A 21,198-nucleotide genomic window follows, 5' to 3' on the forward strand; every position below is an offset into this window, starting at 1 on the left:
CATCGATCAGCAGACTAGCCCCCGCGCGTCAGTAGATCGGCCAGCGAAAGGGTGAACATGAACACCAGCCAGAAGCCTGCTCCCAAGGCGAAGAAGCGAACCAGTGGGGAATGCGCACCCAGCTGGGCCAGGCCGAACAGCACCAACAGCGCCTGCCCCGCCGCACAGATCAACGCGACCATCGCCCATTGTGGGAACTGAATGGCTATCGTGGCGCTGATCGCCAGTAGCGCCAGCAGCCCGGCATAGATCAACACCAGCTTGCCTGCCTTCATGCTGCCCTCCCGACCAGATAAAGCGAGGGATACAGAAAGATCCAGATCACATCGACCAGGTGCCAGTACAGGCCGACCATTTCCAGTGTGATTGCCCGCTCCGGCAGTTTCATATGGGCGAAGTGAATGCGCCCGACCATGCCCAGCACGATCACCACTGCAATGGTCACGTGCACCGCATGCAGGGCGGTAGCGAAGAAATAGATGTTCATGAACAGCCGCGCGGCGGGGTCCTTGAGCGGAGACTCGCGGCCTATGCCGGGCAGCAACCCTTCATGGTATTCCCAGCCGTATTCGAAGAACTTCACCGCCAGAAACGCCAGACCGAAGAATGCGCTGAGCAACAGAAACTGCTGCACCCGACGGTAGTTACCCAAGCGCGAAGCCTGCACCATCAGGCTCATGCACAGGCTGCCGCTGAGCAGCAGCGCGCTGTTGAAACCCGCCAGAATCGAGTGCAGATGATGCACCGCTTCACTGACTGCAGCCGGGTGCTGCAGACGGTAGTAGTAGATGACCAGGAACAGTGCGCCGAACATCATGATTTCGGTGGCGAGAAACAGCCACATGCCCAGAAAGCTCGCTTCGCGCTGCTGGGCGGCAGTCTGGTATGGCTCGGCCAAGTACCCGTCACGATCGGCCATGGGTTGCCTCAGGTGGGTAGTCGTACGCTTCGAAGTCGACGATCGGGGTCTCGAGAAAATTGTGCTTGGGCGGCGGCGACGAGGTGCGCCATTCAAGCCCGGCTGCGTCCCAGGGGTCGTCATCCGCCAGCGGCCCGTAGCGCAGCGACCAGAGCAGGTAACAGAACGGCATGACGTAACCCACCGCCAGCACCCCAGCCCCAGCGGACGACAGCACATGGAGGAACTGAAAATCCTCCGGATAACTGTGGTAACGCCGCGGCATCCCGAGATAGCCGAGCAGGAACTGCGGGAAAAACGTCAGGTTGAAGCCGCAGAAGATCATCACTGCCGCAATCTTTCCCCACAGCTGCGAGTACATCCGCCCGGTCATCTTCGGCCACCAGAAGTGCAGCGCGCCGAAGAACCCGGCCACCGCTGCGCCGACCATGATGTAGTGGAAGTGCGCGACCACGAAGTAGGTGTCGTGCACATGGACGTCCGCGGCCAGCAGCGCGAGGAAAAGCCCGGTAACACCGCCGATGACAAACAGACCGATAAACGTCAGCGCATAAAGGAAGTGCGCGTCGATGGTCAGATTGCTTTTGTAGAGTGTGGCGGTCCAGTTGTAGACCTTGATCGCCGAGGGGATCGCCACCAGGAAGCTGAGCAGTGAAAAAACCATGCTGGCGTACATCGACTGCCCGGCGACGAACATGTGGTGGCCCCATACCATGAAGCCGATCACCGCGATGGCCAGGCTGGAATAAGCGACGAACGAATAGCCGAAAATGCGCTTATGCGCCGCGGCCGTGATCAGCTCGCTCATCACACCCATCGCCGGCAGAATCATGATGTACACCGCCGGGTGGCTGTAAAACCAGAACAGGTGCTGAAACAGCAGCGGGTCGCCGCCCAGGCTGGGGTCGAACACACCAATGCCGAACAGGTACTCCGCCGCCACCAGCAGCAGCGTGATGGCCAGCACCGGCGTAGCCAGCACCAGAATGACCGAGGTGGCATAGAGCGACCAGCAGAACAGCGGCATGCGGAACCAGGTCATGCCCGGCGCGCGCAGCGTATGAATGGTGACGATGATGTTCAGCCCCGTCAGGATCGACGAGAAGCCGACGATGAAGACCCCAAGAATCACCGCCACCACATGCCCATTGCTGAACATCGTCGACAGCGGCGTGTAAAAGGTCCAGCCGGTATCTACCCCCCCGATCAGCAGTGCATACAGCGTGAAGAGGCCACCCCCCACCAGCAGGTACCAGCTGAACAGGTTGAGCTTGGGGAAGGCCATGTCCTTGGCGCCGATCATGATCGGAATGAGGAAATTGCCGAAGACCGCCGGGATCGACGGAATCAGGAAGAACCACACCATGACCACGCCGTGCAGGGTGAAGGTGCGGTTGTAGCCGTCGGGACTCAACAGGTCGCCATCGGGTGTCACCAGCTCGATGCGCACCAGAGCGGCAGCCAGGCTACCGAGAAAGAAGAACGCCGTGACACCGATCAGGTAGAGGATCGCGATGCGCTTGTGGTCCGTGGTCAGCAGCCAGGTGCGTAAGCCATGCTCATCGGCCAGGTAACTGGGCGTATGGTCGGCGGCCGGGTTTTTCTGGCTCAAGGTATCGTCTCCTCTGGCGTCGGGCTGCGCGGGCTGTCGGCATGCGGTTCGCCCTGCCCGCCTTCGCCAACCTTACCCAGTGACTTGATGTAGGCAGTCAGGCGCAGCACGCCTTCCTCATCGATCACATTGGCGAAGCTCGGCATGATCGATTCGTAGCCGGCTACGATCTGCTTGTGCGGCAGCAGGATGCTGTCGCGGATATAGGCCTGATCGGCCACGACAAAACCGCCGTCTTCCAATGCCACCCGGCGGCCATAGAGTCCCTCGAGTTTCGGCGCTTTGGCCACGGCGGCCGGGCCATGACATCCGCTGCATCCGAACTGACGAAACAGCGCCTCGCCCTGTTCGGCCAGGGACTCGCTAGCACCAGCCTGTGACAGCCAGCGCTCGTATTCCTGTGGCGGCTGTACGATCAGCGTGGCGAGCATCTTCGAATGGTCGGTGCCGCAGTATTCGGCACAGAACACCTCGTAGCGACCGGCTTCAGTGGCGTTGAACCAGAGTTCGGTATAGCGCCCTGGCAACAGATCCTGCTTGATGCGCAGGGCCGGGAAATAGAGGCTGTGAATGACGTCTTGAGAGATCATGTTCAGCCGTACCGGGCGCCCTACCGGCACGTGCAAGGTATTGATCTCGCGCTGGCCGCCGGGATGCTGGAATTTCCACATCCATTGCTTGGCAACGACCTGAATTTCCATCGCATCTACCGGCGGCGTGCGCACTTCGTAGTAGAGCTTCGCCGAGACCAGGTAGATGATCATCGAGCCGATGAAAGGCAGCACGATCCAGGTCATTTCGACCTTCATGCTGCCGCGCGGGCGGTGATCGCGAGGCACTTTAGTGCCCTTTCGATAACGTATCGCGAACAGAATCGTGAGCACGAACACCGGGACGACGAAGATCGTCATCATTCCGGTGAACGACCAGATCAGCCAGTCGATGCTGCTCGCGTGCTCGGAGGCGGTTTGCGGCCACAGGCGCAAAAAGTCATCGTTCATCGCCGCCCTCCCGCTTGCGTCGCTCGCGCCACAGCGACAGCCCGATGAAACCCAGCAGTGCCAACGCCGTGCCGGTGCCGCCCACCTGCAGCGCACCGATGACCCAATTGTCGTAACCGCCGGTCCGCGGGTTGTAGTGGTAACAGAGCAGCAGTAACTGATCGCTGAAATCGCCGACCCGCCCTTCGCCGGCATCGGTCAATGCCAGACGCAGATCGTTGGGTTGATAACCGAGCCCGTACAGCCACTGCACCAGCTTGCCAGACGAACTCAGCGTGGCGATGGCCGAGGCATGCGCGTATTCCTGAATCTCGGCATCCCAGCGGTAACGAAAACCCAGCGCATCGCTGACCCGGCGACTCGCCGATTCAGGCCCCGTGAGCAGATGCACGGCCTGCGAACCGGCCAGCGCTGGCCAGCGTCGGACCAGCTTGTCGCGCTCGGCTCGGGCATCGGCTGGTGTCTCGTGCGGATTGAAGCTATAGGCGATCACCACATAATCCTTACCGAGTTCGAAGGGCACCGAGCCGAGCAGGTTGAACAGGCTCGCCAACTGCGACCCGCACACATTTGGGCAGCGGAAGTACACCGGCACCAGCACTGCTGGCCGGCCATCAAGCAGTTCAGCAAGGGTGACCGTCTCGCCACTATCGTCAGTGAAACGCGCATCCAGCGGCACCTGCGCACCGGGCCGCGAATCGATGCCGGCGGCGACGAAAGGATCGAACGGCTCGGCGGCGCGCACCGCGGCTGCCAGCACGAACGACAAGGTCGCGGCGAGGATCAGCAGCAGGCGACTCATCGGGGTTCCGTCCTTTGTTTGGCCTGTTGCAGGCGCACCGCCTGTTCACCACTGGCCTCAACCGGCGCCGGCCAACCGCGTTCGAGCAACAGGACACGAGCCCGCTGGAGCGGAATCCGCGCGACGCCAGCCTCACGGTCGACCCATGCATAGCGGCTCAGGCGCTGCTGGGCCTCAAGGATCACCTCTGGGCCATTGCCTAGTGCTTGGGTTTCCAGCTGTGGCTCCGGAGGAATGATCCTGTCGCGTTCTAGCCCCGACACCGGCGGTTCGGGTGTCGTGTGGTAATAGCTGAGCAACAACCCAACAGCAGCCAGCGATACCGCCAGGGCGATAACCAGGCCGAAGCCAGTCATCAGCAATACCCTGACCTTGGCGTCGTGGTGCTCGAAGCCGTCTTCCTTCGAGCGCGGATCGACCGGCACGCTCATGCGGACCTCCTGGGCAAGATCAGCAGCGTCATCATCCCGGCGCCCGCAGCCGCCGCGGCGAACAGCGCCATCGTGCTCGCCAGCCCACTCAAGCCTGACAAGCTGGCCATGCTCAGCCAGGCGCCTTCAGCCAGGCCCAGCAGCAGTGTGCTACCAGCCAGTATCGCCAGCGGTACCCGACGCCCTGAGAGCGGCCACCAGGTCGCGATGAAGACCAGGCTCTGCAGCGCCACAAGCCAGGTCAGCAACGGCCAATCGCGGGCACGAATCTCATACCAGCGAACCTCCTCGGGCAGGTTGCCGTACCAAACGATCAGGTACTGCATGAAGTGCAGATAGATCCAGGCCAGCGCTGCAGCCGACAGCAAACCGCGCAGCACACCCGGGCGGGAGGCGCCGGCAAACAAGCTGAACAGAATGCAGGCAGCGATCCCGGACAGCATCAGCCGGCCGAGCCACAGCAGCCCGAAGATGCTGGACGCGAAGTGCGGCTCCATTGATTGCGCCCAGTCAAAGGCCGCCAGCGACACACTCAACACCACGGCGATCAGCCCCAACCCGGCCCCGGCCGGGTTGCGCAGCGTCGTCGGCAACAGCCAGCGCGCCAGCGCCCACCACAGCCCGACATAGAGCAGCCCACGTATGACGAAACTAGGCCACCAGAGCCAAAACCCACGAAAGCCGTCGCTGTACTGGTGCATCCACTCATAAATCAGCCCGGCGCCAAGCAGCCCCGGCAACACCAGCACCAGCAGCGCAGGCATTGCCCGGCTGGCGACCAGCGTCCAGGGCCAAAGCTGATCGCGAACGCTGCCGCTGACTGATGCCAAAGCGAGGCCCAGTGTCAGCGCCCCGAGCGGAATCCCCGCCAACCCCAACAGGCTCGCCACACAAGCGGCCAGGGTGTCGCGCGGCGCCAGCAGCAGCCCGATGCCAAGGCCGACGCCGCCGATGACCAACGCCGCCCAGGCGATGGTGCGTGCGCTCACAGATTTAACGGCGCTCATGGCAAAGCCTCCAGCGCGCGACGATCAGGCTCGGGGAGCTGGTTGACCTCGGCCGTGCGCGCCAACTGCAAGGCGCGTATGTGCGCAACGATTGCCCAGCGATCTGCCGGCCGTACCCGCGCGGCGTAGCTGTACATCACGCCGTAGCCATCGGCGATGACCTGGAGGAAATGGCGATCAGGTGCCTGCATCAGGCGCGGCTTGGCAAAGTCCGGGGGTTGTGGAAAGCCGCGCTTGACCACCGTTCCCAGACCATCACCGGCCAAGCCGTGACAAGGCACGCAGTTGATGCGGTAGCGCTCTTCCCCGCGCGCCAGCAGTTCTTCGGTCAACCGTGGACGCTCAGCCAGAACCGCCTCCCATGACAGCTCGCCACGGGCTACCGTCCCTAACGGTGGCGCCTGGTTGACCTTGCCGTCCGGAAAAAACAGGCTGGACTCCTGGGCGTCGGCACGCGGCTGTTGTGCCATCTGATCGCAGCCGCTGAGCAGCACGATGAAAACGATCAGCCAACGCATCAGGCAGGCACCTTGCTGACCGACACGGCCCGTTCCGCCAGCCATAGCGCGGTCTCCGTCTCACTGAACAGCGGATCGTCCGCGCGAATACAAAGTAGAAAGCGGTCGTCCGTGGCCCGTTGGAACGCCTCGGTTTCGAACAGCGGATGATGCAGCAGCGGCAGCCGGCACAGAAACAGCAGGCCGAACAGCGCACCCAGCGCGCCACCGGTGATGGTCAGCAGAAAGGTGATGACGGCGAAGCCCTGCAAGGCAATCAGAGGCCGGCCGCCAATATCCAGCGGGTAACTCAGATTGGCGTATATCTGCATGCCTAACCCCAAACCGCCACCGATCAGCGCACCGAGGATGCCGGCCCAGTAGGCACGGTTGCTGCGCTGGCCGAGCACCGGTTCCAACTCCGGCAGCATGAACGGGCTGTAGGCCTCCATCCGTGTGTAGCCTGCCTCTCGCGCCGCGCGGGCTGCCTCGATCAGCGGCTCAGGATGGGCGAAATCGGCCAGAAATCCGTAACAGCGCTCAGTCATCGGCTCCTCCCCGATAGCGGTGCAAGGACTCTTTGACTTCGAAGGTGGACACCATCGGCAGCAGGCGCATGAACAGGCTGAACGGCACGAGGAACAGCCCGAAGGTACCGATGAACAACGACCAGTCCCAGAACGTCGGGCTGTAGCCTTGCCAAGTGGCTGTCAGGTAATCACGGGTGGCCGGCACGATGATCAGCATCCAGCGCTCGCACCACATGCCGATCAGGACGCCGACCGCAATCGCCAACAATGCCTTGCCGTTGCGTCGCACCTGCGGCCACCAGAGCGCTTGCAGGCAGATCAGGTTGAAGAAGATCGCCGTCCACCAGCTCCAGGCCATTGGCCCGGCCAGGCGCGCCATGGTCACGGTGATCTCGTGCTCCTTGCCCGAATAGAAGGCAATGAAGATGTCCGCAAAATAGCCATAGGCGGTCATCCAGCCGCTGGCGAGCAGCAGGATGCCGAGCACATCCAGATGCTTGACGGTAATCAGCAACTGCCAGCCGAAGAATCGGCGCAGCCCCAACGCGATGACGATCACCAGCGCAAAACCGGAAAAGATCGCGCCGGCGACGAAGTACGGCGGGAACACTGTCGAGTGCCAGCCGGTTTCCGGCGACAGATCGAGCAGAAACGAATAGCCGCTGGAGACTGCAAACACCAGCGGAATCGCCAGCAGCGCAATGAATCGGTAGGCCCGCCGCCAATGTGCCCAGTGCGAAGAAGCGCCCCGCCAGCCAAGCGCCAGCAGCCCGTAGAAGATCTTGTAGCGCCGCTTGCGGGCGTGATCGCGGGCCGAGGCGAAGTCCGGAATTGCGCCGATGTAGATGAATATCAGCGAGACGAACAGGTAGCCAAGCACGGCAAAGAAGTCCCACGACGTCGGGCTCTTGAACTGCGGCCACAGCTCCATGGTGTTGGGGTACGGAGCGCTCCAATAGAACAGCCAGGGCCGACCCAGATGCAGGATCGGGTAGATACCGGCGCACACCACCGCCAGCAGCGTCATCAGCTCGGCCATGCGGTTGAGCGAGTTGCGCCACGGCCGGTTGAGCAGCAACAGCATGGCCGAGATGAAGGTTCCGGCATGACCAATGCCCAGCCACCACATGTAATTGAGGATGGGCAAGCCCCAATTGACCAGGTTGTTGTTGCCATAGACGCCGACGCCCTTCCAGACCACCACGACCGCCGAGGCGACGAACAGCCCCAGCAGCGAACATCCGAAGACGAACAGCGCCCACCAAGCACGGCGATACGGGGCAAAGTCGACCGGAACGGTAAGTACCCGGTCCGAGACCTCGCCGAGCGGCATCTGCCTCGGCAAGAAGTGCGGTGTATCGGCGCCCTGGTAGCGCGGCTCGGCGTCGGCGGGGCTCATGGCTCGCCCTCGACGATCTTCGGCAATTCAACCACGCCCAGGTAGGTGGTCTTGGGTCGCGTGCCCAGCTCCTCCAGCAGCGCATAGTGGCGCTTGGTATCGCGCCCTTCACGGACTCGAGCGCCCGGATCGGACAGATCGCCGAAGACGATCGCCTGGGTCGGGCAACTCTGCTGGCAAGCGGTCTGTACCTCTCCGTCGGCGACCGGACGATCCTCGATCCGTGCAGCGATGCGCGCCTCGCTGATGCGCTGGACGCAGTAGGTGCACTTCTCCATGACGCCGCGCGAGCGCACCGTGACGTTGGGGTTGCGCTGATGCTGGATCGAGGGCTCATCGTCGGCAGTCCAGTCGAACCAGTTGAAACGGCGCACCTTGTAGGGGCAATACGACGCACAAGTGCGGGTGCCGATGCAGCGGTTGTAGATCTGTTCGTTGAGCCCATCCGGCCCGTGCACCGTGGCGTTGACCGGGCAACCGACCTCGCAGGGTGCCTGCTCGCAGTGCATGCAGGGCACCGGCTGGAATGCCGATGACTCGGGTTCGGCTGGATCGCCCTTGTAATAGTGATCGACCCGCAGCCAATGCATGTTGCGGCCCATCGCGACCTGTTCCTTTCCGACCACCGGAATGTTGTTCTCGGCTTGGCAGGCGACGATGCAGGCGTTGCAGCCAATGCACTGATCGAGGTCGATGGTCATGCCCCACACCGGCTCGCTAGCCGGGGTCGGCGGGTAGAGGGTTTTCGCTCGCTCAAAGCGGTAAAGCGGCTCCGTCGGCACCTTGCGGTAAGCCTCATCACGCGGCTCGCTCTTGATGGCTTCCTTCCCATGCGGGATGTGATGCGACTGGGTGGTGGCCAGCGGCAGAAATTCGCCGGTTTTCTCCAACCTTGCGCCGCGACGCAGCCAGGGATCGCCGGCCGTGCGCAACGGGGCGATGTCATAGCCCAGACGGTCGGCGACACGCCCGGCGCGGGTGCGGCCATAACCGGCGTAAAGACTGAGCGTGCGTTCGGCATGACCGGGCATGATCCAGGCCGGGCCAATCACCACGCCGCGACCGAGCGTGACCCGGACCAGATCACCATTCGACAGCCCCTGCTCTTCGGCCAGCTTTGGCGCCACGCCGATGACGTTGTCCCAGGTGAGCTTGGTGATCGGCTTGGGCAGTTCCTGTAACCAGCCGAGGTTCGCCAGTCGCCCGTCCCACACACTGGGGTCCGGCAGAAAGCGCAGGGTCAGCCCCTCCTCTGCGGCAGGCTCGGCGTCCCAGGTGGCGGGCGCTGCCTCGATGGTCAGCGGAGGTAGCGCAGTGTTTTCGATAAAGCCACGCTCCAGAGCCTGTCGCCAGGCGCGCTCGTCGAGCGACTGCCAGGTCTTGCGCAGTTCAGCGCGGCCATCGGGGTTGAGATCGCCCTGCATCAGCGCCAGCACCTCGGACAAGGTGCGGCTGCTATAGAACGTGCGCACCAGTGGCTGACCGAGGCAGACGCTGCCATCGGCGGCGCGCGCGTCTTGCCAGCCATCGAGGTCGTGGTTCAGCGGCAGATGCCAGTGGCAGTAGGCCGCCGTTTCGTCGTAGTAGAGCCCGGCATGAATGCGCAGCGGAACCTCATCCAGCACCTTCTCCAGCTCGAGATCTGCCGGAGCGGTGTCGACGGGGTTGCATTCGAGCATCAGCAAGGCCTCGACTTGATCGTCGCGAATCGCCTCGACCAATCCCGGCAGGTCGCCCAGACGTTGATTACCCGCCTCGAGCCAGACCACCGGCTCGCTGTACGTCAGGGTCTTGCCGACGTTGCCCAGCCGCTGGTTGAGCCGGTGAACAGCTGCCTGCACCGCCACTGGCGCGCGTTCGCCAGCGGTAATCAGACAGCGTCCGGCGCGGGCTTTGAGCTCGTTCGCCACGGCCTCGATCCAGCGCTGACGTTCGACCGGCAGCGGCTGGGCCGGCCCGTCGCCCTCGCCCAGCGCGGCCGACAACGCCTGCACGTACGCTTGCAGCGTCTCCGGCTCGATGCGTTTGCGCTCGCTGGCCTTGGCACCGGTAAGCGTCGGCACCGATTCGACGACGAGCAGACGTGCTTCGCCGTCGCCCCTCGCCGCCAGCCGCTTGCGCTCGCCCCAGCGGACCGCGTGCGGCAGCTCGCGAGGTCCGAGGCCGAGCCAGTCGTGTTCGAAACTCAACACCCATTCGGCCGCGTCGAAACGATAGTGCGTCTCGAGGGCACGGCCGAAGGTGCGCTCTGCCGTTCGATAGTGATCGCCCTCGAAGGGTTCGTGTCGATAAAGCCTCGCCTCGGGCCAGCGCTGCAGTATTTCGCTGAACTGGCGCTGCAATGTCGGTGAGCTGGTGGCACCGATAAGCACGTGCAGGCCGCGACCAGCCTTCCCGTCGAGCCGTTCGGCCAGGCGGCTGGCTTCGAGCTGGAAGCTGTCCCAGGTCGCAACGCCCCCCTTGAAGCGCGGCGCTTGTGAGCGATCAGGGTCATACAGTTGCAGGATGGCCGCCTGGATAGTGGCCGTGCTGGCACCCCGGCTGACCGGATGATCGGGATTGCCTTCGAGTTTGGTCGGCCGGCCTACATGCGTGCGGCCAAGCACTGGCTGGGCGTAGCCGGCGAAGGTCACCGTAGTGGCATACCACTGCGCTTCGCCGGGAATGATTTTTTCCGGTTGAAGCACATAAGGCACGCCCTTCTCTGGCTCGCTGCAGCCGGCCAGCCCGGCCATTGCCATAGACGCACCCATCACCTGCAGAAAGCGCCGACGGTCCATCTGCGGGGCAATCGATGGAAACTCGGCCTCAACGAATGCGGCAAATGCCGGTTCGTCGGCCAGTTGTTCAAGACTGCGCCAGTACCCGGCCCCGCGCTCGCCTTCCAGACGCTCGCGAATCGCTGTCCAGTCGAGGGGCGCAGGGTGTTGTGGGTCGGTTTCGTCTCGAATATGCATGGCCTACCTATGGCATGTGTAGCAATGGGTCAGGTTGCCTTCGCCGATGTGATACTTGCGCATCAGCGCCTCGCCCAGCTCCCGGCGGTCGCCCTTGTATTGCCAGCTCATGTCAGTCACCGCTTCCCGTGGGCGCAGGCGCGGCGCAGGGTCCTGATGACAATCGAGACACCAGCTCATGGTGAATGGCTCCGCCTTGTGCATGAGCGGCATGCGGTCGACCGGTCCGTGGCATTCGGCACACCCCACGCCTGCGTTGACGTGTACCCCGTGGTGGAAGAACACGTAATCAGGCAGCTCGGTCACGCGATTCCAGCGCAACGGCTCGCCCTGCACCAGGCTCTGACGAACCGGTGCGAGCATTTCCGCGCCGGTCCATATCTGTGAATGGCAGCTCATGCAGGTGTGGGTTGGCGGCAGACCCGCCACCGCGCTGGTCTCGACATTGTCGTGGCAGTAGCGACAGTCGATCTGCAGCGCACCCGCGTGATGCTCATGGCTGAAAGGCACTGGCTGATGAACCGTCCACCCCTGATCGGTGACGTAGGACGAGCGCGAGAGGATGACGAACGCGGCGAACACCCCGACAAGCCCTAATGGCAAAAGGAGCAATGCCAGACGTAACCACATGTCGGCGGTGCGGGGGAAAAGCTGGGCCATGCGGTAAGACGCGTCCTGACTGAGCCGTTTGTGACTGTATGTTTCTGGCCGCTCATAGCCGGATGAGTTCAATCGAAACGGTAAAGCCATCGGTGCGGGCAGGAGTCCACACAAATCGGAAGGGAACGTTTGCGCAAGCCGATCAGTCAGCTATGGACAATCATTTCCGGACCCACCCTTGCACCTATGCGCTCGAGGGCAGGCGTTCGGCAGGAGTCGCCGGGCCGTGCCGGCGCCAGGCCAGGATGCCATCCGCACCGATCCGACAACAAAAACGGAGGCCTGATGAGCAACTGCACGATTCACTTCGACGGCAAGCCACTGAACGGTGATGCCGACACCCCGTTGATTGATTTCCTGGCGAACCATGACATCGATCTACCCCACGTCTGCTATCACCGTGCTCTCGGCTCGCCGCAGACCTGTGATGTCTGCTGGGTGCAGGTCGATGGGGAACTGGTGCGCGGCTGCACGCTAAAGGCGCACGACGGGCTGGAGATCACCAGTCAGGTCGCCGAAGCCAAGGCGGCGCGCGAAGAAGGCATGGATCGGCTGGTCGCCAAGCACGAGCTGTATTGCACGCTGTGCGAGCACAACACCGGCGACTGCACGCTGCACAACACCTATGCGCAAATGGATATCCCAATCCAGCGCTACGAATTCAAGCGCAAGCCTTATGAGAAGGACCACTCCAACCCCTTCTACACCTACGATCCGGATCAGTGCATCCTCTGCGGCCGCTGTGTCGAGGCCTGCCAGAATGTCGAGGTCAACGAGACGCTGTCCATCGACTTCAACATGGAGCACCCGCGCGTGCTCTGGGACGGCGGCAAACCGATCGACGATTCGAGCTGCGTAAGCTGCGGCCATTGCGTGACGGTCTGCCCATGTAACGCCCTGCTGGAAAAGACCATGCAGCCCGACGCTGGCCCGTTCACCGCCCTGCCGCAGGACGTCAAGCGGCCCATGATCGACATGGTCAAAAAGCTCGAAGAAACCATCGGCGCACGGCCGATCACTGGCGTGTCGATGCTCGACATGCACTGGCGTCAGCCGGAGATCAAGCGCACCAAGACCGTGTGCACCTATTGCGGGGTCGGCTGCTCCTTCGAGATGTGGACTCGCGATCGGCATATTCTCAAGGTGCAGCCGGTGGTCGATGCGCCGGCCAACGGCATCTCCACCTGCATCAAGGGCAAGTTCGCCTGGGATTTCGTCAACGACCCGAAGCGTCTGACCACTCCGCTGATCCGCGACAACGGCAAGTTTCGCGAGGCCAGCTGGGACGAGGCGCTTGATCTAGTCGCCCAGCGCCTGCTGCAGATCCGCGATACCCATGGCCCGGACAGCATCGGCTTCATTGGCTCGAGCAAGGCCAGCAATGAAGAGGCCTACCTAACGCAGAAAATCGCCCGCGCGATCATCGGCACCAACAGCGTCGACAACTCCTCGCGCTACTGCCAGAACCCGGCGACCAAGGGGCTGTTCCGCACCGTCGGCTATGGCGGCGATGCCGGCACCATCGCGGATATGGAAAAGGCCGAGCTGATCGTGATGGTTGGCAGCAATCTGTCCGAAAACCACCCGGTGATCGCCTCCAAACTGAAGGCGCAGAAGAAGCACCGCGGCCAGAAGTGGGTGGTGTTCGATCCACGCAAACACGAGATGGCCGAGCGCGCCGATATCCACCTGCGACCCAACGCCAGCACCGACATGGTCTGGGCCTCGGCGTTGTCGCGCTACATGTTCGAGCACGGCTATGCCGACACCGAATTCCTCAACGCGCGAGTCAATCAGATCGAGGAATACAAGCAGTCGCTCGAGCCCTTCACGATGGACTTTGCCGCCCAGGTCACCGGTATCGCGAAAGAGAAACTGATCGAGGCCGCCGAGCTGATCGGCCAGGCGAAGAGCGTCTGCCTGCTCTGGGCCATGGGCATCACCCAGCACAGCCACGGCTCGGACACCAGTACGGCGCTGTCGAACCTGTTGCTGGTCACCGGCAACTATGGCCGTCCCGGCACCGGCGGCTACCCGATGCGTGGCCATAACAACGTCCAGGGCGCCAGCGACTTCGGCTGCCTGAAGAACATGTACCCCGGCTACGAGAAGGTCACCGAGGAAAAGAACCGCGACAAGTGGGCCGAGGCCTGGGGCGTGCCGAAGGAGAAACTGTCGCTGGAAAAAGGCAACGACAACTTCACCATGGTCAAAGGTGCGGACGAAGGCTCGGTCAAGGCGATGTTCATCATCGGCGAGGAAACCGCCTTCTCCGACGCCGACAGCCGCAACGTGCACAGCGGCTTCGAGAGCCTCGACTTCATGGTGGTTCAGGACATCTTCATGAGCCGCACCGCCGAGTTCGCCGACGTGGTGCTGCCGGCCTCCCCCTCGGTGGAAAAGGACGGCACCTTCACCAATACCGAACGGCGTATCCAGCGCTTCTATCAGGTGCTACCGCCGCTCGGTGATAGCCGTCCGGACTGGCAGATTCTTACCGATCTGGCCAAGCGTATGGGCTACGACTGGGGCTACACCCACCCGAGCCAGATCATGGATGAGGTCGCCGGCATTGCCACCATGTTCCAAGGCATCAGCTATGAGCGCCTGGAAGGCTGGCAGTCGTTGTTCTGGCCCATGCAGACTGACGGCAGCACCACGCCGCTGCTCTATACCGAACGCTTCCACACCGACGACGGCAAGGCCGTGCTCTTCCCGCTGGAATGGAAGCAGCCAGCCGAGGCGGCCGACAGCGAGTACGACATCATGCTCGACAACGGCCGCATGCTTGAGCAATTCCAGGGCACCAACCAGACCGGCCGCGGGCCACGCATCTGGTCCCAGGCGCCGAACTGGTTCGTCGAAGTCAGCCCCGAGCTGGCCGCCGAACGCGGCATCGAAGACGGCACATGGGTGCGCGTGACCTCGCGTCGCGGCTCGGTGGAAGTTCGCGCCACTGTGACCGACCGGGTCCCCGGCAAGACGCTGTTCATGCCCATCCACCAGGGCAAGCCAGGCCTCAACCTGCTCACCGGCGAGCATCACGACCCTGACGTGAACACGCCGGCCTACAAGGAAACTGCGGTGAAGCTTGAGGTATTGCCGAAAAAAGGTGAGCCGCCGCTGCCGTCGAATAACTTCCGCAACGCCACCCGCACGCCGAACGATGGCGTGCCCGTAGAGGTGAAGTGGTACCGCGACGACTACGTCGCGCCGCCCGCCCGAGCCACGCACCCGGAGAGATTCTGATGGCCGAACGATTAGACTACGACGTTAAACCTACCCCGATTGGTCCCGATGCCAGGGAAGAGCTCGATACCCTCCTAGAAACCTTGCACCAGCGCGGCGTGCTGCGCTTTGCCAACGACCTGGCCGGTTCGCACGACCGCCTGCTGAAAGTCCTGGTAGACGGCATGAGCAAGGAAGGTTCGCTCAACGCGATACAGAACCTGTCTATTCTCGGCATGGCGCTGTCCCGCATCGAGCCGGCGCAGTTCTACAAGATTGTGTTTGCCTTCCAGTCCGCTTTCGGTGCCGTTAGCCGTTACAAGCCGGACGACAAGCACGACGAAGCGCCGGGTGTAACCGGCGCCTACAAGATGCTGCATGACGACGAGCTATGGGCGGCGTTGATGCCCATCATCGAAGGTTTGAAGACCTTCGCCAGCGGTCTCGACAAGGAGGCGGAAAAGCCGATCACCGCCTTCAGCGGCAAGCAGACGGAGCAATGAGGCGAAGCGGTCTCGACCGTTACCGCTCACGCCAGGCAAGCAGTTGCCTGGCGAAGTCCTGCAGATCGTTACCCTGAATATCCGGCTGGCTACCGGCCGGATTGAGCACTTTGCCCGGTCGCGCAATGAATGCGGTGCGGCAGCCTACCGCCGCCGCGCCAGTGATATCCCAGGCATGAGCGGCGACCATCATCATCTGTTCCTGCTCTATGCCGTTGCGCTCGGCGACCATGCGGTATGGCTCCGGAGCCGGCTTGTAGCGCTGCGTCTCCTCGACCGACAGGATCGCGTCGAAGCTATCGCCCAGCCCCGCCGACTCCAGCTGTTGGCGCAGCGCCTGTAGGCTTCCGTTACTCAAGGCGGCAAGATGAAACCCCGCGCCGCGTAGCTGTTCCAACGCTGGCCGTACGTCCAGGTGCGATGGCAGCCGCTTCATCCCTTCAACCAGCTCCTCGCACTGGGCTTCGCTGACGTCGATTCCCCGCCGTTGCCCGACCATGACCAGTGCCGCCTGGGCCAGGTTGGCGAAGGGTTGGAAGCGTTCAACAATGGTCGCGGTCATCCAGCCCTCCTCCAAGGTCAGAAACCACTCGACACGGGCACTGGCATCGCCGAACAGGCGCTCGAAGAGCGGGTCAAGCGCGGCGACGTCCAGCAACGTCTCGTTTACATCGAATACCAGGTGGCGAAGCATGCGCTTGTCTCCTGCACGGATCGGTCAAAGGACACGCGGGCTCATGGGATGGCTATGGTGCGGATCGATGCATTCACGTGAGAATCACGGTGTGGTGCAGCGATACCAGCCGCGGTAGCCAACCCGTAGCCCCTGTTCCAGTTCGAATAGCATATCGGCTTCCGTGAGTTTGGCTGGCATGGCGTCGCCGGCTATCTCAGCGGGTTTGATACTGACCGACATGCCATCAGTGCTCAGCGCGAAACCACCGGCCTCGGCACGCTGCGCCGCGAGCTTCACCAGCCGTCCATGAACCTTCATCACGCCTTGGCCTGCTTTATCACCCTTTAACTCAAGAGCAACAACAGGCGAGCTTTCGGCGGTGTAGGCAAAAATGCAGCGCGGCCCCGCGCCCAGCACCTTGTCAATTTCGGCAGGGTCGAGCGTCTGCGGATCTATCGTCGGAATGTCAGGCGTGCCCACCGCTTCGCGCGCACTGACAACCTCTGGTGTCGGTCCGCTCATCAGCGGCTTTTTAACACCTTCCCCAGGCGCAGGGTCGCCACAGGCGGTCAGCAGCAGTGCGGCGAGCGGCGTGAGCCATTTCAAGGCGAGCGACCTCGGGCCGCTCCGGTGCATATGAAGACGCATCAGTCGACCCTCTCGAGTTCATTGATCAGGTATTTCATTTCCGCTATTTCGCGACGCTGCGCCGCGATGATCTCATCGGCCAGTTTGCGAACTCGCGGGTCGGTGATCTGCGCGCGCTCGCTCGTCATGATTGCAATCGAATGATGGGGAATCATGGCCTTCATATATTCCGCATCACCAACCGTGGCCTGACTTCGAATTATCCAGAGGGTCAATGCAAATACGACGAGGCTGCCAATATATATAGCGATATTGACCCGCTTTTTCTTATACATATTGAGCATAAAACTCAGCATGATCACGGCCATAACTGCGCCCATCAAAAGCGCCATCCACGCCCGGGTCTCGCTCCATAAAATATGTTCGAAAGCGTAAGTATTGAGGTACATCAGGCCGAACATCACGACCGTGGAAGTTGCGATCATCGCGGCGAAACGCCAATAAGACATCTGCATCATGTTTTTCCTTCTAGTGCTTATGCGTGCCGGTTTGCTGACCCAGCGCGGCGTACTCGCTGGCGGTCATGCCGGGTAGCTGCTTCACGAACGCGGCAATGTCCCAGAGCTCGGCATCCTTGTGCGTTTCGCCGAAAGCCGGCATGGCCGACATGCGAACGCCATGCTTGACGAGCCAGAACACCTCGTTCGGCTGCCAATGCGCGGCCTCCTCGACCAGGTGCGGCGGTTGCGGTAGCAGCCCCTGTGCCCACTCGGCTCTTTCCACGCCTGGACCAGCGTGGCAGTGCTGACACATCGCCTTATAGTGCTCTGCACCGGCGGCAATTTGCGCCTCGGAGAACTCAGTGGGCGCGTCCAATTCATCTGCTCTGGCTGCCACCGAGTTTTGCATGGTGGTCGAGAACAACCAGCGAACGAAGGGCGAATGATCCTGAGAAGCGGCTATGTTGTAAGCGCCGGTATAAGCAACGAACAATGCCAGCAGCAAACCTAACAACGCGGCTAATACAGCGCCGCCTAATACGCCTTTTAGAAAAATACCTCTATCTTTTTGCATGTGATGGCCTCCACTAAACGATTGCCGTCCGTAGTGGCGTAGACACGACAACACGGGCCATAGTTGCCCGCCACTCACCAACTTACTGAAATGTAATGTTGGGGATTAAGCGAAGCACGTGACAACTTCGCTGGCGTGCGCCATATCGGACAGTCAAGGAGCTAATCCGGTCGAAACGAGGTGAACAGCACTAAGCCGCAGTGAACGCCAATACTGAACTGCGGCGGTCTTTGACGCTCTCGACAGCTCGGAAAGCATGTCCTCCGGCATCGTCCAGATAGTGCCCACAGGAATCCCCTGCCTGTGTCCCGTCTGTTGCGCCTGTGCCTGGGTCAGCCTGCGTTAGGGACTAGAGAAATGGCTCAACTCTCAACAGGCGCGCCAACCAGGCGTTGAAACGTCGCCATGGATTGGCCGGTTCACGTTTGAGTTTGAGCGCGCGACCCTGGTCATCTTCATAGTTCCAGACAAGCCCGGCGCTTCGGGCACTACCGTCGACTTCGACTTCGTAGCTCACGGCTCCTGATTGCCCCTCGGCCAGCAGCTGGCGCACAGCATTGGCCAACGTCGGGCTGTCAACCAGAACGCCCACCTCGGAATTCCACAGTACCGAGCGTGGGTCCAGGTTCAGTGGGCCGATGAAAATCTGCCGATTGTCGAACACCGCCGCCTTGCTATGCAGACTCACCGGCGTATCGGCGAGCCTGTAGCGCGAGTGCGTCGCCGGTTTTTTTCGCATTTCAAACAGCCGCACGCCCGCATTCAACAGAGCTGTGCGATAGGGCTGATAGCCGCCGTGTACCAGCGGGACGTCCGTCGCCTCGAGCGAATTGGTCAGTACCCGAACCGACACGCCCCTACCCGCGCAGTCGCTTAAATAAGCCAGCCCTGCCCAGGTAGGCACGAAGTAAGCGGACACCATCATCAGCTCTCGGCGTACGCCCTGTGCCACGGGAAGTAGCGGCGCGATCATCATCTGACCTTCGTCGGGCACCGAGGCTGTCGCAAGCTTACCGGGCGGATCCCACAGTGCTGTGCCCGTCGCCCATACCAACTGGTCCAGCCATGTGCCGAGCTGTGGCGCTCGACGGTAAGCGGTCAGCAGCGCGCATTGGTCTGGATCCTTGTTACACGCATCGTCGATTTCCTGCGCCAAGGGCCGGGGCTGGTGCTTTCGTCCGAACCGCTTGATGGATTTACGTAGACTTTGATCGATGGGCACGGCCAGTGAATGCTGCCAATAAGCCTCGAAACTGGCGGAAAAATCACTGGCCACAGGGCCGATACACAGCAGGTCGATGTCGACGAAATTGCGCTCCGGGTCGGCGTCGTAATATTCATCCCCGAGGTTGCGCCCGCCCATGACGACCAGATTGCGATCAGCCAACAGCAGCTTGTTGTGCATCCGTCGATGCTGATGGGGGAGCTCAAACAGGCGACCCAATGGCCGTGTAGTGGCTCGTTTGCGTCCTTTCTTCGGCGGATTGAAGACTTTCATCTCGATGTTGGGATGGGCAGCGCTGAGCAGAATGCGGTGATCTCGCGCATCGCTTGCGAAGTCATCGAGCAACAGCCGGATACGCACACCGCGGTTGGCCGCCTGTAGCAGTTCACCCAGTAGTAGGCGGGTGCTGATGCCGTCGTGGGTAATGTAGTACTGCAGGTCGAGCGACTCGGTGGCCTGAGCGATGGCTTCGGCGCGAGCATTGAACGCATCCTGGCCGGACAGCAACAGACGAAATCCCGACTGACCAGGCGTGGCGGCCTGGACCAGCGAGTCGATGCGCGATTTCAAGCCCGAGACAGGTGCCTCGGCACGCCCCGGCGATCGGTGCGCCGAGGCGGACCGATCGCCTGTGGTTCGTTCGACTCCGCCCAGCCGAGTCACGCGGCCGGTTCCGCCATCAGCGAAAGTCAAAGTAGCACCCGGAGCGCAGGTCGATTAGCGCGGCGTTGGCGCGTCTGCATGCAGCAACCCCTGATTCTTGGCCGCCGCCCAGAAGGCAGCCGGCACATGCGCATCGACTATTGACGCCACGTTCTCGCGGACCTGTTCTGGGCTGCTTGCTCCGGGGATCACCGCCGCAACCACATCCGGCGCGTTGCAAAATTGCAGGGCCGCCGTGCGCAAATCGACGCCATGCTCGCGAGCCAGTGCCCGATAGCGCTCGCGCTTTTCGGCTATATCGGCCGGCGCGCCGCGGTCATAGTTGTAATACTCGCCACCGGCCAGATAACCGGAATTGAGCGGCGCACCGAGCACCAGCGAGACGTTGCGTTTTTCACAAGCCGGGAACGCACGCGTAAGCGCATCTTCATGTTTGAGCAGCGAGTACTGAGTGGCCAACAGGCTGATGTCCGGATCGGAGACCTCCAGCGTGTCGAGCAGCGGCTCGAGCGTATTGACGCCCAGCCCCCAACCTTTGATAAGCCCCTCCTCGCGCATCTTCACCAGTTCTGGCATGGCGCCTTTGCGCGCGACCTCGAAATGTTCGCGCCATTGCGCGCCCATATGGTCAGGCGACAGGTCGTGTATGAACACCATGTCCAGGCGCGGGACACCCAGGCGCTGCAGGCTGTCCTCGATAGAACGGCGGGTTGCGGTGGCGGAGAAATCCCAGTTTGGCCGGAAGTTGTCGACGCCTTCCCAGCCAGGATGGTCGTAGCCGGGGTCGGGTTCAAGCAGCCGTCCAGTCTTGGATGACAAGACGTAGCCATCGCGGTCACGCGGATAGAGCAACTGCCCGACCCGCCGTTCGCTCAGTCCCAACCCGTACCAGGGCGACGTGTCGTAATAGCGAATGCCTTGCTCCCACGCGGCCTTGAGAATGGCGCGGGCCTGTTCTTCAGTGATCTGCCGGCGCATATCGCCCAGGGCAATGGCGCCACCGAGCCCGAAACGCTGTGGCGGTCGATAGTGTGGGTGCTCGCCCTCGTTGCGCGGCAGCGCCTCGGGAGAGCGGCTTGTGGACGGAGCGGTGCTCGTTTGCGCCAATAGGTGCGGCGTGGTCAGCGCCAGCGCACTGCCAGCGGCCAGGGTCGAGAGAAAAATACGACGCTGCATGCAGCCTCCTGTAGGTGTGCGGTCCCGAGCTCAACGCGTCGCGCTCTGCGGCGCCCCGGGGTGGGCCGATACAAAGAGGACTGCCGGCCGATCGAGGCATTCCCTCTGTAGGATGGGCGGTCACAAGGGCGTCTGCTCCGCGCCGGGGTGGCATGGGTCTCGCTGCCACCCGTTGCGGCAACCGCTCAGCAACGCCCTCCTGGCGCAGAGTTTCCAACGCGGACCTAACGCCAGGCATTACGAGCCGTCC

Annotated in this window: 20 protein-coding genes; 2 read left to right on the forward strand and 18 right to left on the reverse strand. The window is 62.3% G+C overall.

What is annotated here, in order from left to right; all coding sequences use genetic code 11:
• Positions 1–14: 14 nt before the first annotated feature.
• From ACQKIK_RS19815 to ACQKIK_RS19870, 12 genes are read right to left on the reverse strand one after another with little or no spacing between them, the layout of a single operon-like run.
• Complete coding sequence (locus ACQKIK_RS19815) at positions 15–275, reverse strand: hypothetical protein (protein ID WP_064482172.1); 261 nt, start codon at positions 273–275, stop codon at positions 15–17.
• Entirely contained in the window at positions 272–919 is a 648-nt protein-coding gene (locus ACQKIK_RS19820; RefSeq protein WP_499137192.1) for a cytochrome c oxidase subunit 3, read from the reverse strand. Before ACQKIK_RS19820 ends, ACQKIK_RS19815 begins: the two co-directional genes overlap by 4 nt.
• Positions 906–2,531, reverse strand: a complete 1,626-nt coding sequence (locus ACQKIK_RS19825) for a cytochrome c oxidase subunit I (protein WP_499137193.1) — start codon at positions 2,529–2,531, stop codon at positions 906–908. Before ACQKIK_RS19825 ends, ACQKIK_RS19820 begins: the two co-directional genes overlap by 14 nt.
• A complete protein-coding gene (gene coxB / locus ACQKIK_RS19830) occupies positions 2,528–3,532 on the reverse strand; it encodes a cytochrome c oxidase subunit II (RefSeq protein ID WP_499137194.1) in 1,005 nt (334 codons plus the stop codon). The genes ACQKIK_RS19825 and coxB overlap by 4 nt, the downstream gene beginning before the upstream one ends.
• Positions 3,522–4,334, reverse strand: coding sequence for an SCO family protein (locus tag ACQKIK_RS19835; protein WP_499137195.1), 813 nt, complete (start codon positions 4,332–4,334; stop codon positions 3,522–3,524). Before ACQKIK_RS19835 ends, coxB begins: the two co-directional genes overlap by 11 nt.
• Positions 4,331–4,765 carry a hypothetical protein gene (locus ACQKIK_RS19840; protein ID WP_499137196.1) on the reverse strand — a complete coding sequence of 145 codons (435 nt, stop codon included), beginning with the start codon at positions 4,763–4,765 and terminating at the stop codon, positions 4,331–4,333. The genes ACQKIK_RS19835 and ACQKIK_RS19840 overlap by 4 nt, the downstream gene beginning before the upstream one ends.
• Positions 4,762–5,772, reverse strand: coding sequence for a hypothetical protein (locus ACQKIK_RS19845; RefSeq protein ID WP_499137197.1), 1,011 nt, complete (start codon positions 5,770–5,772; stop codon positions 4,762–4,764). Before ACQKIK_RS19845 ends, ACQKIK_RS19840 begins: the two co-directional genes overlap by 4 nt.
• Positions 5,769–6,335, reverse strand: a complete 567-nt coding sequence (locus ACQKIK_RS19850; protein WP_499137198.1) for a c-type cytochrome — start codon at positions 6,333–6,335, stop codon at positions 5,769–5,771. Before ACQKIK_RS19850 ends, ACQKIK_RS19845 begins: the two co-directional genes overlap by 4 nt.
• Positions 6,290–6,817: a quinol:electron acceptor oxidoreductase subunit ActD gene (locus ACQKIK_RS19855; RefSeq protein WP_499137199.1), complete on the reverse strand. Its 528-nt coding sequence runs from the start codon at positions 6,815–6,817 to the stop codon at positions 6,290–6,292. Before ACQKIK_RS19855 ends, ACQKIK_RS19850 begins: the two co-directional genes overlap by 46 nt.
• A complete protein-coding gene (gene nrfD, locus ACQKIK_RS19860) occupies positions 6,810–8,198 on the reverse strand; it encodes an NrfD/PsrC family molybdoenzyme membrane anchor subunit (protein WP_499137200.1) in 1,389 nt (462 codons plus the stop codon). Before nrfD ends, ACQKIK_RS19855 begins: the two co-directional genes overlap by 8 nt.
• Entirely contained in the window at positions 8,195–11,155 is a 2,961-nt protein-coding gene (locus tag ACQKIK_RS19865) for a TAT-variant-translocated molybdopterin oxidoreductase (RefSeq protein ID WP_499137201.1), read from the reverse strand. Before ACQKIK_RS19865 ends, nrfD begins: the two co-directional genes overlap by 4 nt.
• Before the next feature lie 3 nt (positions 11,156–11,158).
• Positions 11,159–11,815, reverse strand: a complete 657-nt coding sequence (locus ACQKIK_RS19870) for an ammonia-forming cytochrome c nitrite reductase subunit c552 (RefSeq protein ID WP_499137202.1) — start codon at positions 11,813–11,815, stop codon at positions 11,159–11,161.
• A gap of 285 nt (positions 11,816–12,100) precedes the next feature.
• Between ACQKIK_RS19870 and fdhF the strand changes: the two genes are divergently transcribed.
• Positions 12,101–15,064 carry a formate dehydrogenase subunit alpha gene (fdhF, locus tag ACQKIK_RS19875; protein WP_499137203.1) on the forward strand — a complete coding sequence of 988 codons (2,964 nt, stop codon included), beginning with the start codon at positions 12,101–12,103 and terminating at the stop codon, positions 15,062–15,064.
• Positions 15,064–15,546: a hypothetical protein gene (locus tag ACQKIK_RS19880; RefSeq protein ID WP_045427906.1), complete on the forward strand. Its 483-nt coding sequence runs from the start codon at positions 15,064–15,066 to the stop codon at positions 15,544–15,546. Before fdhF ends, ACQKIK_RS19880 begins: the two co-directional genes overlap by 1 nt.
• A gap of 19 nt (positions 15,547–15,565) precedes the next feature.
• Here the strand turns inward: ACQKIK_RS19880 and ACQKIK_RS19885 are convergent, their stop codons facing one another.
• From ACQKIK_RS19885 to ACQKIK_RS19910, 6 genes are all read right to left on the reverse strand, one after another.
• On the reverse strand, positions 15,566–16,240 hold the full coding sequence (locus ACQKIK_RS19885) for a haloacid dehalogenase type II (protein WP_499137204.1): 675 nt from the start codon (positions 16,238–16,240) through the stop codon (positions 15,566–15,568).
• An 84-nt stretch (positions 16,241–16,324) separates the two neighbouring features.
• A complete protein-coding gene (locus ACQKIK_RS19890; protein ID WP_499137205.1) occupies positions 16,325–16,828 on the reverse strand; it encodes a DUF6692 family protein in 504 nt (167 codons plus the stop codon).
• 41 nt (positions 16,829–16,869) lie between these two features.
• Positions 16,870–17,325 (reverse strand): DUF305 domain-containing protein, encoded by a 456-nt coding sequence (locus ACQKIK_RS19895; RefSeq protein WP_046161115.1) that lies wholly within the window; start codon positions 17,323–17,325, stop codon positions 16,870–16,872.
• A 13-nt stretch (positions 17,326–17,338) separates the two neighbouring features.
• The gene (locus ACQKIK_RS19900; protein WP_499137206.1) at positions 17,339–17,884 is read right to left on the reverse strand and encodes a c-type cytochrome; all 546 of its coding nucleotides are present in this window, start codon (positions 17,882–17,884) and stop codon (positions 17,339–17,341) included.
• A gap of 349 nt (positions 17,885–18,233) precedes the next feature.
• Positions 18,234–19,679, reverse strand: a complete 1,446-nt coding sequence (locus ACQKIK_RS19905) for a phospholipase D-like domain-containing protein (RefSeq protein WP_499137207.1) — start codon at positions 19,677–19,679, stop codon at positions 18,234–18,236.
• A 147-nt stretch (positions 19,680–19,826) separates the two neighbouring features.
• Positions 19,827–20,948 carry an aldo/keto reductase gene (locus tag ACQKIK_RS19910; protein WP_499137208.1) on the reverse strand — a complete coding sequence of 374 codons (1,122 nt, stop codon included), beginning with the start codon at positions 20,946–20,948 and terminating at the stop codon, positions 19,827–19,829.
• Between the last annotated feature and the right edge of the window lie 250 nt (positions 20,949–21,198).

It is taken from the genome of Pseudomonas sp. NPDC047961 (assembly GCF_050272435.1).
Taxonomy (GTDB): Bacteria; Pseudomonadota; Gammaproteobacteria; order Pseudomonadales; family Pseudomonadaceae; genus Stutzerimonas.

Coding starts and splice junctions, on each gene's coding strand:
- ACQKIK_RS19815 (WP_064482172.1), bottom strand. CDS start 275: ATGAAGGCAGGCAAGCTGGTGTTGATCTATGCCGGGCTGCTGGCGCTA.
- ACQKIK_RS19855 (WP_499137199.1), bottom strand. CDS start 6,817: ATGACTGAGCGCTGTTACGGATTTCTGGCCGATTTCGCCCATCCTGAG.
- ACQKIK_RS19885 (WP_499137204.1), bottom strand. CDS start 16,240: ATGCTTCGCCACCTGGTATTCGATGTAAACGAGACGTTGCTGGACGTC.
- ACQKIK_RS19865 (WP_499137201.1), bottom strand. CDS start 11,155: ATGCATATTCGAGACGAAACCGACCCACAACACCCTGCGCCCCTCGAC.
- ACQKIK_RS19870 (WP_499137202.1), bottom strand. CDS start 11,815: ATGGCCCAGCTTTTCCCCCGCACCGCCGACATGTGGTTACGTCTGGCA.
- ACQKIK_RS19820 (WP_499137192.1), bottom strand. CDS start 919: ATGGCCGATCGTGACGGGTACTTGGCCGAGCCATACCAGACTGCCGCC.
- ACQKIK_RS19835 (WP_499137195.1), bottom strand. CDS start 4,334: ATGAGTCGCCTGCTGCTGATCCTCGCCGCGACCTTGTCGTTCGTGCTG.
- ACQKIK_RS19840 (WP_499137196.1), bottom strand. CDS start 4,765: ATGAGCGTGCCGGTCGATCCGCGCTCGAAGGAAGACGGCTTCGAGCAC.
- ACQKIK_RS19845 (WP_499137197.1), bottom strand. CDS start 5,772: ATGAGCGCCGTTAAATCTGTGAGCGCACGCACCATCGCCTGGGCGGCG.
- nrfD (WP_499137200.1), bottom strand. CDS start 8,198: ATGAGCCCCGCCGACGCCGAGCCGCGCTACCAGGGCGCCGATACACCG.
- ACQKIK_RS19850 (WP_499137198.1), bottom strand. CDS start 6,335: ATGGCTGGCGGAACGGGCCGTGTCGGTCAGCAAGGTGCCTGCCTGATG.
- ACQKIK_RS19900 (WP_499137206.1), bottom strand. CDS start 17,884: ATGCAAAAAGATAGAGGTATTTTTCTAAAAGGCGTATTAGGCGGCGCT.
- coxB (WP_499137194.1), bottom strand. CDS start 3,532: ATGAACGATGACTTTTTGCGCCTGTGGCCGCAAACCGCCTCCGAGCAC.
- fdhF (WP_499137203.1), top strand. CDS start 12,101: ATGAGCAACTGCACGATTCACTTCGACGGCAAGCCACTGAACGGTGAT.
- ACQKIK_RS19895 (WP_046161115.1), bottom strand. CDS start 17,325: ATGCAGATGTCTTATTGGCGTTTCGCCGCGATGATCGCAACTTCCACG.
- ACQKIK_RS19880 (WP_045427906.1), top strand. CDS start 15,064: ATGGCCGAACGATTAGACTACGACGTTAAACCTACCCCGATTGGTCCC.
- ACQKIK_RS19910 (WP_499137208.1), bottom strand. CDS start 20,948: ATGCAGCGTCGTATTTTTCTCTCGACCCTGGCCGCTGGCAGTGCGCTG.